The sequence below is a fragment of the Flavobacterium fluvii genome (genome assembly GCF_900129545.1).
GTDB classification, from domain to species: Bacteria; Bacteroidota; Bacteroidia; order Flavobacteriales; family Flavobacteriaceae; genus Flavobacterium; species Flavobacterium fluvii.
Map to the genome: position 1 here is coordinate 152,522 of NZ_FQWB01000001.1, position 11,979 is coordinate 164,500.

Annotated in this window: 16 protein-coding genes; 10 read left to right on the forward strand and 6 right to left on the reverse strand. The window is 37.1% G+C overall.

Translation table 11 applies throughout. The features are described from left to right. The first annotated feature begins 13 nt into the window (after positions 1-13). From BUC16_RS00675 to BUC16_RS00700, 6 genes are all read left to right on the forward strand, one after another. The gene (locus BUC16_RS00675) at positions 14-613 is read left to right on the forward strand and encodes a thiamine phosphate synthase (protein WP_073367175.1); all 600 of its coding nucleotides are present in this window, start codon (positions 14-16) and stop codon (positions 611-613) included. Continuing rightward, positions 586-1,344 carry a hydroxymethylpyrimidine/phosphomethylpyrimidine kinase gene (locus BUC16_RS00680; protein WP_073367177.1) on the forward strand — a complete coding sequence of 253 codons (759 nt, stop codon included), beginning with the start codon at positions 586-588 and terminating at the stop codon, positions 1,342-1,344. Before BUC16_RS00675 ends, BUC16_RS00680 begins: the two co-directional genes overlap by 28 nt. Next, complete coding sequence (locus tag BUC16_RS00685) at positions 1,337-1,969, forward strand: thiamine phosphate synthase (protein WP_073367178.1); 633 nt, start codon at positions 1,337-1,339, stop codon at positions 1,967-1,969. The genes BUC16_RS00680 and BUC16_RS00685 overlap by 8 nt, the downstream gene beginning before the upstream one ends. Further along, positions 1,956-2,726: a thiazole synthase gene (locus BUC16_RS00690; protein ID WP_073367180.1), complete on the forward strand. Its 771-nt coding sequence runs from the start codon at positions 1,956-1,958 to the stop codon at positions 2,724-2,726. Before BUC16_RS00685 ends, BUC16_RS00690 begins: the two co-directional genes overlap by 14 nt. 107 nt (positions 2,727-2,833) lie before the next feature. Then, positions 2,834-3,955, forward strand: a complete 1,122-nt coding sequence (thiH, locus tag BUC16_RS00695; protein WP_073368605.1) for a 2-iminoacetate synthase ThiH — start codon at positions 2,834-2,836, stop codon at positions 3,953-3,955. A 19-nt stretch (positions 3,956-3,974) separates the two neighbouring features. After that, on the forward strand, positions 3,975-4,685 hold the full coding sequence (locus tag BUC16_RS00700; protein WP_073367181.1) for a HesA/MoeB/ThiF family protein: 711 nt from the start codon (positions 3,975-3,977) through the stop codon (positions 4,683-4,685). On the opposite strand, the gene BUC16_RS00705 is transcribed toward BUC16_RS00700, so the two are convergent. Together BUC16_RS00705 and aat are read right to left on the reverse strand one after the other, a co-directional pair. After that, positions 4,675-5,469 carry an MOSC domain-containing protein gene (locus BUC16_RS00705; protein WP_073367183.1) on the reverse strand — a complete coding sequence of 265 codons (795 nt, stop codon included), beginning with the start codon at positions 5,467-5,469 and terminating at the stop codon, positions 4,675-4,677. The genes BUC16_RS00700 and BUC16_RS00705 overlap by 11 nt on opposite strands. A gap of 2 nt (positions 5,470-5,471) precedes the next feature. Next, positions 5,472-6,110, reverse strand: a complete 639-nt coding sequence (aat, locus tag BUC16_RS00710; protein ID WP_073367184.1) for a leucyl/phenylalanyl-tRNA--protein transferase — start codon at positions 6,108-6,110, stop codon at positions 5,472-5,474. A 77-nt stretch (positions 6,111-6,187) separates the two neighbouring features. On the opposite strand from aat, the gene BUC16_RS00715 reads away from it, so the two are divergent. Next, entirely contained in the window at positions 6,188-6,925 is a 738-nt protein-coding gene (locus tag BUC16_RS00715) for a phosphatase PAP2 family protein (RefSeq protein ID WP_073367186.1), read from the forward strand. 60 nt (positions 6,926-6,985) lie between these two features. Here BUC16_RS00715 and BUC16_RS00720 read toward each other — a convergent pair whose 3' ends face one another. After that, positions 6,986-7,363, reverse strand: a complete 378-nt coding sequence (locus BUC16_RS00720; RefSeq protein ID WP_073367187.1) for a DUF3127 domain-containing protein — start codon at positions 7,361-7,363, stop codon at positions 6,986-6,988. 277 nt (positions 7,364-7,640) lie between these two features. Between BUC16_RS00720 and BUC16_RS00725 the strand changes: the two genes are divergently transcribed. After that, on the forward strand, positions 7,641-8,786 hold the full coding sequence (locus BUC16_RS00725; RefSeq protein WP_073367189.1) for a sensor histidine kinase: 1,146 nt from the start codon (positions 7,641-7,643) through the stop codon (positions 8,784-8,786). A gap of 62 nt (positions 8,787-8,848) precedes the next feature. Then, positions 8,849-9,088: a GlsB/YeaQ/YmgE family stress response membrane protein gene (locus tag BUC16_RS00730; RefSeq protein ID WP_073367191.1), complete on the forward strand. Its 240-nt coding sequence runs from the start codon at positions 8,849-8,851 to the stop codon at positions 9,086-9,088. 83 nt (positions 9,089-9,171) lie between these two features. Here the strand turns inward: BUC16_RS00730 and BUC16_RS00735 are convergent, their stop codons facing one another. From BUC16_RS00735 to greA, 3 genes are all read right to left on the reverse strand, one after another. After that, entirely contained in the window at positions 9,172-10,344 is a 1,173-nt protein-coding gene (locus tag BUC16_RS00735; protein WP_073367192.1) for a transglutaminase domain-containing protein, read from the reverse strand. An 85-nt stretch (positions 10,345-10,429) separates the two neighbouring features. Continuing rightward, complete coding sequence (locus BUC16_RS00740; protein ID WP_073367194.1) at positions 10,430-10,819, reverse strand: HIT family protein; 390 nt, start codon at positions 10,817-10,819, stop codon at positions 10,430-10,432. A gap of 53 nt (positions 10,820-10,872) precedes the next feature. Continuing rightward, positions 10,873-11,349, reverse strand: a complete 477-nt coding sequence (gene greA / locus BUC16_RS00745) for a transcription elongation factor GreA (protein WP_073368607.1) — start codon at positions 11,347-11,349, stop codon at positions 10,873-10,875. A gap of 165 nt (positions 11,350-11,514) precedes the next feature. On the opposite strand from greA, the gene BUC16_RS00750 reads away from it, so the two are divergent. Beyond that, complete coding sequence (locus BUC16_RS00750; RefSeq protein ID WP_073367195.1) at positions 11,515-11,967, forward strand: Rieske (2Fe-2S) protein; 453 nt, start codon at positions 11,515-11,517, stop codon at positions 11,965-11,967. Positions 11,968-11,979 lie beyond the last annotated feature (12 nt).

Consider the following 11,979-nt stretch of genomic DNA (forward strand, 5'->3'; position numbering starts at 1 on the left):
AATACTTCTCATTATGATAGTAATCACAAATCCAATTCCGATAGCCAATGAAATCAGCACCGTTCATTCTCTTTTTGAGAATGGATTGGAGTTGCTTCATATTCGAAAACCTGAGTTTTCTGCAGCCGAAATGAAAGCTTTCTTGTTGGAAATAAAATTAGAATTCAGGCAACAATTGGTTTTGCACACTCATCATCAATTGGCACCAGCATTTGGAATTAATCGGCTTCATTTAAGTGAAAATATCCGAAAAGAAATTTGTCCAGAAACGCTGTATTTATATAATGAACAAGGAGTTCGTTTATCAACTTCAACACATGACATTGAAGCTTTTAATGACTTGAGGCTCTTTTTTGAATATGGTTTTTTGAGTCCTGTTTTTCCAAGTATTTCAAAAATGGATTACCAATCTGATACGGATTTATTTGAGGCCATCAAAAGCAGAACAAATTTCTCGACTCAATTGGTAGCATTGGGAGGGATTTCGTCAGTAAACATCAGCAAAACAATTGATGCTGGTTTCGACAACGTGGCACTTTTGGGCAGCATTTGGAACAGCAACAATCCAATAGAAAATTTTAAACTATGTCAAAAAAACTTCCATTTGTATTAAGTATAGCAGGCTTCGACCCTTCGGCGGGTGCTGGAGTTTTGGCAGATGTAAAAACATTCGAACAACATCGGGTGTATGGTTTTGCTATTAATACCGGCAATACCATTCAGACGGAAAACGAGTTTTTTGAAATGCAATGGATCGACCTGGCTTTTGTTTTGAAATCATTGGAAAAACTATTCGACAACTACAAAATCAAAGCTGTAAAAATAGGTATTGTTCCCTCTTTAGATTATTTAAAAGAGATAGTTTTTAAAATAAAAAAGCTTTCACCAAAAACAAAAATTGTTTGGGATACGGTTTTAAAATCCACAACCGAATTTGATTTCTTAAACGTCGAAAACGAAACTGCTTTAATTGAAATACTTAAAAAAGTTGATTTGATTACGCCCAATTACAATGAGATTTTACAATTATCCTCGAAAGGGATTAATGCAGAAACAACGGCAATATTACTTTCGAAATATTGTCCCGTTTTACTAAAAGGTGGTCATAATCCAGACGAAATTGGTTTTGATTACTTATATCTGGAAAACGAATATACCAGCCTTGCTCCAAGTGCCAACATCGAAATTTTCGGCAAACACGGCTCTGGTTGCGTACTGTCGTCAGCCATTACGGCCAATTTAGCTTTGAAACAAGACCTGAAAACAGCTTGCGTAAATGCCAAAAAATATATAGAAACCTACCTACAATCTAACCCCACTAAATTAGGATATCATTATGTATAACAAACTGCAATATATCTCCCAAGGAGAAAGTGTCGAAGAGCAATTGTACAACATTCATCAAGCCTTGGACAACGGCTGCGATTGGATACAAATGCGATTCAAATACCAAAAACCAAAAAAAACATTTGCTTTGGCGGAAGCCGTAAAATTTTTATGTGAAGAATACCTAGCCAATTTCATCATCAACGACGATGTAGATTTAGCCAAACAATTTGCTGCTGACGGAGTTCATCTTGGACTTTCGGATATGGGCGTTGCAGATGCAAGAACTATTTTGGGTAAAACCAAAATCATTGGAGCAACCGCAAATACGTTTGAAGACATAATCCGTCAAGTAAATAATGGTTGTGATTATATTGGTTTAGGGCCTTTTCAACACACCAAAACCAAAAATAATTTAAGCCCAATACTGGGACTTGAGGGATACCAATCCATAATAACCAAACTGAACGATCAACAAGTTGAAATACCCATTTATGCTATTGGCGGCATTACACTAGAAAATGTAGATGATTTAATGGCAACCGGAATTCACGGCATCGCTGTTTCTGGAATCATTACCAAAAGTGACCAAAAAAACAAACTCATTACTGAACTTAACGAAAAACTCTATGTCACCATTTAAAATAGGAAACAAAACATTCGAATCCCGCTTGTTTTTGGGAACTGGAAAATTCGGTTCCAATCAGCAAATGGAAGAAGCCATCTTGGCATCAGGAAGCGAATTGGTTACGGTAGCGCTAAAACGTGTCGATTTGGAAACCGAAACCGATGCCATTTTAGCACATCTCAAACATCCACGAATTAATTTATTACCCAATACTTCTGGGGCACGAAATGCGAAAGAAGCCGTTTTTGCCGCACAATTGGCAAGGGAAGCTTTGGAAACCAATTGGCTGAAATTGGAAATTCATCCCGATCCAAGATACCTTTTACCTGACCCCATTGAAACCTTGAAAGCCACGGAAGAACTGGCCAAGTTAGGATTTATCGTTTTGCCTTACATTCACGCTGACCCGGTTTTGTGCAAACGTCTGGAAGATGCCGGAACATCGGCAGTAATGCCTTTGGGTTCGCCAATTGGAAGCAACAAAGGATTAAAAACCATCGATTTCTTGGAAATCATCATCGAACAAAGTAAAGTTCCCGTAATCATTGACGCAGGAATTGGCGCACCATCGGATGCTGTAAAAGCAATGGAATTGGGTGCTGATGCCGTTTTGGTAAACACGGCTATTGCTGTTGCAGGAAATCCAAAACTAATGGCAGAAGCTTTCAAAGAAGCCGTAATTGCAGGACGAAAAGCCTATGAAGCACAATTGGCTCAAAAGGTAAATCGAGCAATAGCTTCAAGTCCTTTGACGGCTTTTTTATATGAATAGTTTAACCACAAAGACACGAAGAAAAGCACAAAGTTCACAAATTTCAATACCTTTTTACAATAAAAAAACTTTGTGACTTTGCGTCTTTGTGGCAAAAAAATAAAAAAATGAACACATTCAAATCGGTTTTTGAACAATACGACTGGGATACAATTCAAACCAAGATTTACCAAACTTCCGCACAGGAAGTCGAAAATGCGTTAGGTAAAAACAAACGCAATCTGGATGATTTTCTGGCTTTGATTTCGCCGGCCGCCCAACCTTATTTGGAACAAATGGCTCAATTAAGCCACGAGTTAACCAAAAAAAGGTTTGGCAAAACCATCCAAATGTATGCGCCTTTGTATTTGAGCAACGAATGCCAAAACATTTGTACTTATTGCGGTTTCAGTTTAGACAACAAAATCAAGCGAAAAACACTTACTGAAAGCGAAATCACATTGGAAGTCGAAGCCTTGAAAAAAGCAGGATTCGACCACGTTTTATTAGTGACCGGCGAAGCCAATTATACCGTAAACATTAATTATTTTTTAAAGTCAGTGGCTCAAATAAAAAATGATTTTTCGACGATTTCTGTGGAAGTGCAACCTTTGTCAACTGAAGAATACGAGCAATTGCACACTGCCGGAGTCTATTCGGTTTTAGTCTATCAGGAAACTTACCATCGGGATGTGTACAAACAATACCATACCAAAGGCAAAAAATCCAATTTCGCCTTTCGGTTGGAAACTCCGGATCGGGTGGGAACTGCAGGAATTCATAAAATAGGTTTGGGCGTTTTATTGGGATTGGAAGATTGGCGAACGGATAGTTTTTTCAATGCTTTACATTTGGATTATCTGCAAAAAACCTATTGGCAAACCAAATACACTGTTTCTTTCCCTAGATTGCGTCCTGCCGAAGGAGTTATTAAACCCAACTTTATTATGGACGATAAAGACTTGGCTCAACTCATTTGTGCGTATCGTTTGTGGAATGAGGATTTGGAAATTTCGCTCTCAACCCGTGAAAATGAAAAATTCCGTGATAACATCATTCCGTTGGGAATTACGAGTATGAGCGCTGGTTCCAAAACCAATCCGGGTGGTTATGTAGTGGATCCACAGTCCTTGGAACAATTTGAAATCAGCGATGAACGTTCCGCTTCGGAAATTGCAGCACTCATTTCCAACAAAGGATATGAACCGGTTTGGAAAGACTGGGATAGAAGTTACGCAACAATAGATTAACGTTTTTGATTTTAGAATAATGAGTGTAATACAAGAATTTTTACGATACAACCGCCAAATGATGTTACCCGAAATAGGTGATTCGGGGCAGGAAAAACTCAAAAAAGCGAAGGTTTTAGTCATTGGCGCGGGCGGTTTGGGCTGTCCTATTTTGCAATACATCGCTACGGCAGGAGTTGGAACTATAGGGATTATAGATTTTGACAAAATCGAAATTCACAACTTGCACCGCCAGATTTTATATACCGAAAATCAAGTGGGTCAAGCCAAAGCCGCAACGGCAAAATCAGTGTTGAAAAACCTGAATCCTTTGATTACCGTTAGCGCTTTTGAAGAAAAACTAACTATTGAAAACGCTGTTGAAATCATCCAAGATTTTGATGTCGTTGTGGATGGATGCGATAATTTCGCCACCCGTTATTTAGTGAATGACACTTGCGTGGCTTTAGGTAAATCATTGGTTTACGGCAGTATCCTTAAACATGAAGGACAACTGGCCGTTTTCAATCATAATGGAAGTAAAAACCTCCGGGATTTATTTCCTGAACCACCCAATTCTGAAGATGTTCCTAATTGCAATTTAAACGGCGTTATGGGCACACTTCCGGGAATTATTGGCACGATGATGGGACACGAAACTTTGAAATTGATAATGGATTTACCAATATTGGAAAACGAATTGGTACTTTTCAACACCTTGAATTGGAGTTTCAATAAACTTAAATTTTAAAAGTCAAATCATCTCCAACAGCAATTGTTCCTTCATTCAGAGAAAAGATGTTTGTCCCAAAAAAAACATTGTTGTTTGATGTCCGATAAGTGCTCAATGTTTTTAGCGGTTCTTTGAACACAATACCTGTCTTCGGATTGTTGTTGACCATCACGCACCTGCCACTGGGTTTGACATTTTGAAATTTTACAGTTCCAATTTGGAAAGCATCAAAAAAGTCTTCTTCGTGGGGAAGCTGACTACTAATAACAATATTGGGTCTGAATCTTTGGATCGTTACCTTTTCTTTTAATTTTTCGTTTAAAAATTCCAAACTTTTGGACCCGATTAACAAATAAGGATAACCATCAGCTAAACTGACATTCAGGGTTTGATTTAATCGAGAACTATTGTGTTTTCTGTCGCCTTTGTTAAGGATTTTTACTAATTTACAACTAAAACCAAGTGCTTCGCTGAACCATTTTGAAGTTGCTTTATTCACTTCAACGACCATGCTTTCATCATCCCAAACTTTTGAAAAAACAGGTTCATTCAGGCTTTCTTCAATTAAAAATTCGTGGGTTGAATCATAATGCGAAATTTCAATTTTGTTTCCTTTAATATTTGGATAAAACTGGCTCAATTTAGGATATTCTCTTTGGGTTATAAATTGATTTTCCTCATCTATCAGCATCCATCTTCGATCTTTTTCAAAACCCATTTCTTCGGCTTTGGCACTTTGAACAGTAATTCCAGCAAGACTTTTGATGGGATAAATGTATAATTCCTTTACAACGTAATTCATGATTATTCACTTTTTAAAATTTCAATAAAATCAGTTCTGTCAATTTCGCGACAGCCCAAACTTTCGAGATGTTCGTTATAAACCTGACAATCCAAAATTTTGTAATTCCCTTTTTTCAATTGGTTGACCAAAGTTATAAAAGCCACTTTGGAAGCATTCGAAACCTTGGAAAACATACTTTCTCCGCAGAAAATGTGACCCAAATCAACACCATATAAACCGCCAACCAATTCATCGTTTTGCCAAACCTCAACCGATTTTGCAATTCCCAATTCATTTAATTTACAATAGGCTTCAATCATGTCGTTGGTAATCCAGGTTCCGTTTTGTCCATCGCGTTTTACTTGCTGACAATTCGAAATAACATCCCTGAAATTCTGGTTGAAAGTAACCCTGAAAATATTTCGATTCAAGATGTTTCGCATACTTTTTGAAACCACCAATTCATCCAAAAACAACACCATTCTAGAATTGGGCGACCACCAAATAATAGGCTCATCATCTTCAAACCAAGGGAAAATGCCGCTTTTGTAAGCCAACAGCAATCGTTCCGTAGACAAATCGCCTCCAATGGCAAGAATTCCATCTAAATTGGCATTTGAAACAGGAGGAAAAAATAATTCTTTGGATAAAACATGCATACTAAAGGGACAAAAGTATAAATTTGGCAACGCTAATTTACATTTTAAAATTCAATCCTAAAATTTTTATAAATAGAATGAAAACCAAACTTGTCACGTTCCTCTTATCCTTATTGGTTTTCTTGGGAAATGCCCAATCTAAAGACACGATTGCTGCGATAAAAAATCAGGAGAAAATCTCGTGCAAACAATTTATTGCCCCAGTTGCCCTGATAACCTCGGGAGCATTGCTCATAAACACGGCTCTTAACAAGGATTTACAATCGAACGCCAACAACTTTTTTGGAGAAGATTTTCATACCTCTGCCGATAATTTCCTTCCATTTGTTCCCGTTGCGCAAATCTATTTAGGAAAATCATTGGGATTTAAACCGAAAAACAATTTCAAACAACAAACAATAAACATCATTGTTGCCAATGCCATAGACGCTGCGGTATTCACGACATTAAAATACACTATTAAAAAAGAAAGACCGGATCAATCGGATAATTTAAGTTTTCCTTCGGGACATACAGCGATAGCTTTTACAAATGCTTCTTTGTTGTATTACGAATACAAAGATTCGAATTTATGGTATGCCAGCAGCGGATTTTTGTTTGCAACGGCAACGGGAGTTCTCCGAATTGCCAACAACAAACACTACACTTCCGATGTTCTTGCCGGCGCAGGAATTGGATTGGCATCGGGATTGATAGTTTCGTATTGGAATCCGTTCAAGTCGGTGACTTTTGGAAAAAAGAAAAAAACAACAGCTTTTGTTTATCCACAAATTGGAAGTCAAATTGGGATGGGAGCCATTGTTCAACTGAATTAATTTCACGCAAGTCCAAAAAAAAGCCTTGAAAATTTCAAGGCTTTTTTTAAAAACTATTTTTTAGAACGGTAAGTCGTCCGGTTCTTCTTCGTTTAGGCTTGTCGCTGGTGGAAATGCAGCCGCTGCAGGCATTGGTGGCGCTTGTGCTGGTGCAGATTCAGCTTGTGCTTTTCCAATTCTCCAACCTTGGATGGTATTGAAATAAACGGTTTCTCCCTGTGGATTGGTCCATTCGCGACCTCTCAAGTTGATGTCAATTTTCACGGCTTCTCCCACTTGGTAATTATTCAACAAATCACATTTGTCTTGAACAAACTGAACCAAAATATGTTGTGGATATTGTTCGTCTGTTGTAACAACAACATCTCTTTTTTTGAAACCTGCAGATCCAACCTCTTTGGTTTGATCGATCATTTTAATTTTTCCTGTAACTTCCATCTTAATTTTATTTATTTATATTGTTGTTATTCGGCTTCTATTTTATTGACATTGAGCAAGCTCATCAGGAATAAAAACTTCCTTTTCAATAAATTTTGGTTTACAAATATATCATTTTCTTCAATAGCAGACAAACAATTAACAGCGTCTAATTTTTTAAAATCATTGGATGAAAAAGGCATTTTTACTCCGCCAAAATCATAATTTTTACAGCTTAAAAAAAGTGTAAAATAAGAATCAGATTATTTCGTTATATTTATGCCACAAATCCTATTTTATGCAATTTTCCAAAAGTAGAAATACGACTCGCTGGGTTATCATTTTCGCTTCTTTTTTAATTATTTCGATGATACTTTGGAATACCTACAATTTTTTCCAAATTTTCAAAAACGAAGAGCGGCTGAAAATGAATCTTTGGGCGAATGCGCAAAAAACCCTCATCAATGCCGGAGAAACTACCGACGTGGAACTTCCGCTGCTGATTTTCAGCAACAATACTTCAATCCCGATAATTCTAACCGAGAACGACAACATTATCAACACGGTCAATATCGACGAGGAAATTGTCAAGAACAAGGAAAAAGCCAAAGACTTTTTATCTGGTTTAAAAAGCGAAAATGACCCAATCGAGATTGAATATGTGCCGGGAAAATTTCAATATTTGTATTATGGAGATTCGGCTTTATTGAACAAGCTAAAGTATTACCCCATTGCCCTGTTGCTGATAATCGTCCTTTTTGCAGGCCTGGTCTATAATTTTTACAGAAGTACCAAAATGGCGACCCAAAACAAACTTTGGGCGGGAATGGCAAAGGAAACGGCCCACCAAATAGGCACGCCGCTTTCATCCTTGATTGGCTGGGTCGAAATCCTGAAAGCCGATAATGTGGAAGAAACCACGATTGCCGAAATTGAAAAAGACATTGACCGCCTGCAGACCATCACGGAGCGTTTTTCCAAAATAGGCTCGGAACCCAAGTTGGAAAACAAGGATATTATAGAAGAAACCCAAAAGTCATACGACTATTTACAATCCCGATTTTCGAAACAAGTGGAATTTTCTTTTAATTCGCCAAAAGACCCCATCATCGTTTTGATGAATCCCACTTTGCACAGTTGGACGATAGAAAACTTGGTAAAAAACGCCATCGACGCCATGAAAGGAAGAGGCAAATTAGCTTTAGAGATAATCCAGGAAGGTGATTTGGTGAAAATAAATGTTTCGGATACCGGAAACGGGATTCCAAAAAACCAATTCAAAAATGTGTTTGAACCTGGATTTACCACCAAAAAACGTGGTTGGGGATTAGGTCTTTCGCTAACCAAAAGAATTGTCGAAGAATACCACAAAGGAACCATAAAAGTGCTGAATTCAGAGATTGGAAAAGGAACAACGATGCAAATAATTTTTACAAAAAATTGATCTATTGCACTTTACGTTATTATTTTTAGTACTTTTAACTAATAACCTTAAATGACAACTCTATGGAATTTTTTTATTTTCTTTTGATTGGAGCCATTTCCGGATGGTTAGGCGGGCAACTTTGGAAAGGTAGCGGCTTTGGTTTGTTTGGCAATATTATTGTAGGGATAATAGGTGGTATTTTTGGTGGTTGGCTCGCCAGTAAATTTGGCATAGGTGGTGGTGGATTACTTTGGCAGATTATAATTGCGGCTGTTGGCGCCTGGATTTTACTATTCCTTATTAGTTTATTCAAAAAATAACAGCTCTGAAATAAAACCAGAAAAGGGATTTCAAACAACTTGAAATCCCTTTTCTGGTTTATTGAAATTTATTTCTCCTATTCTTAATTTAATGGTACTCCAAACCAAGACACTTTCGAAAACATCGTTTTTCTCACGATTTTAGACTTGCTCAAATAACTTTTTACAAACGAAGCATGTTCCTCGGCCATAGCCAAATTGGTTTCAATCGATTTTTTTATCGAAGCCACGTTTGAAGCATTTTCGGTCCCTGTTGAACCAACTTTGTAAATTTCGTTTTGACATTTGATTAGTTTTTCCCTTGGTTTTTGAATCATGTTGTTAATCTCGTCATCCGAAAAAGTAGGTTTGAACTTGTTGTTCCTGTATAAAATAAAATCATTCAACAAAACAACCGCCTCGTTCATTTCGGCCACGACGGCATTCAACTTTTCAATGTTTGCATTTTGTCGCAAATAAGTCAATTGTTTCTTTTTGACATCATAATACTCCACAATCAAGGCATTTTTCAAGCCATTTTTTTCTATTCTTTCAGCAGAAGCAAACAATTGGTCGATTTCCGTCATGCTATTTTGTTTGGCTATTTCTTTATCAAAATCGAAGAATTTTTTGTTTTTATTGACTTGAATTTTCCCTTCATAAAACTCGCCATTGGTTATTGGATAATTCAAAAATTGCCATAAATAATCAAACGGAATGTGTGAGGCTATCATTTTACTCGGCTCGGCTTTAAAATAATAATTGTTTAATTTTTTTGAAAACTTGCCCTTGTCAACATACCCTGCACCCCATGTTGGGTCAAAAACAAACCAGTTCCCATCAATTTTTGCAGCCGTCCAAGCATGGGCCAAGGTGGTTACTTTTCCGTATTGCTTCGTATAACCGTCAATTATATAGCTTTCTATTCCTATTTTTTTGGAAAGTTCATTAAAAACCTCGGCATAATCGATGCAAACACCTTTCCTTGTTTTTAAAGTATTCGTGATTTTTTCTTGAGAAGTTTCATTTGGATTTTGGTTAAACATATTCTTCACGTCATAACTAATATTGGATGCCGTCCAATAAAAAGCAGCCCGAATCTTGTCGTTGTCCGTTTTGAAATTAGCCTTGATGTAATTGACAATAGCATCCGTAGAAACTGTTGCATTGGCAGGAATGACATTCATTTTGGCATCGACCAAAGTGTAGCCGGCATTCACTTGACCAAAACTTAAAGTGGAGAAACAAAAAGTAAAAACGAATAAAATATTTTTCATTTTACGGGATAAATTATAAAATTGAAAGGGAATGGATTTTTACCCATTCCCTTTCTAAACGAAAATTATGCCAATTTATGAAACATTACAAATTGGCTTGAATATTTTTGACCAAAGTTTCGAATTCTTCCTTGGTCAAACTTACTTTGTGCCTGAATGTCATTTCTCCCATTTCGTTCAAGGGAATCAGGTGAACGTGGGCGTGAGGCACTTCAAGACCTATGACTGTCATTCCAATTCTGTCGCAAGGAATTGTTTTTTCCAATGCAGCGGCAATTTTCTTGGAAAACTGCATCAATCCAATATACAAATCGTCTTCTAGATCAAACAATTTGTCGATTTCCTTTTTCGGCACACATAAAGTATGTCCTTTTGCATTTGGATTGATATCCAAAAAAGCAAAGAAATTTTCGTCCTCGGCTATTTTGTAGCAAGGAATTTCTCCGTTGATGATTTTGGTAAAAATACTTGACATCTTTATTTTAGAATTCAGATATTAGATATTCGATTTTTCAGCAATGCGATATATTAATCTCTGGAAACTTCCAGGATTTCAAATTTCAAGACTCCGTTTGGCACCGTGATTTCGGCAACTTCTCCAACGGATTTTCCCAACAGACCTCTACCAATTGGCGAAGTCACGGATATTTTCCCTGTTTTCAAATCGGCTTCACTTTCGGCAACAAGCGTGTATTTCATTTCCATTCCATTGGCTTGGTTCTTGATTTTCACGTTCGACAATACCAGAACTTTGGACATGTCCAATTGTGTTTCGTCAATCAATCTGGCGTTGGAATGCACTTCTTCCAGCTTGGCAATTCTCATCTCCAACATTCCCTGTGCTTCTTTGGCGGCATCGTATTCGGCATTCTCGGACAAATCTCCTTTATCTCTTGCATCTGCTATATCTTGAGATGCTTTTGGACGCATCACGCTCTTCAAATAATCTAATTCTTCCCTTAATTTTTTTAATCCTTCTGCGGTGTAATAAGATACTGTGCTCATAATTTCATCATTTATATAAAATAGAAAAAATCCCATCAGGACGGGATTTCTTTCCACAAAGATATTCTTTTTAATTTTTAATTTAAAATTTTATGTTAATCATATATATCCCAAATATAAATAAATTAAATTTGTTTTACCAATTCTTTTAATATATTTCGAATAATGAAAAAATATTTCTTTTTATGGCTTGTTTTTCCAGTACTTTTTGGCTGCAGCACGGACAAAGTCAACAACAAGAATCCTTACTTGCCCAATTACACTTTTACCATCGACATCAACATGAATTTGCCTGCTTATTCAGATCTTAAATACGTAAGCAATGCGGTTTATTATCCCAATCAAGGCGCTGGCCGAGGGTTGTTCATTTTCAATACAGGCAGCGGCTATGTTGCCTTTGATGCCGCTTGTCCCAATCAAGCGCTTAGTAGCTGTTCCACTATGGCTTTTAAAAAACTTGACCCCAACGATCCATTAAAAATTGACAAAACAACCGTGGTGTGTTCTTGCGACAATGCAGAATACAGTTTGTTTTCGGGACAAAGTGCCGGCAAACAATATCCCTTGAAGCAATATCGCGTGGAGGCTAACGGGACAACTTTACGAGTGTACAATTAAGACCAAAAAAAA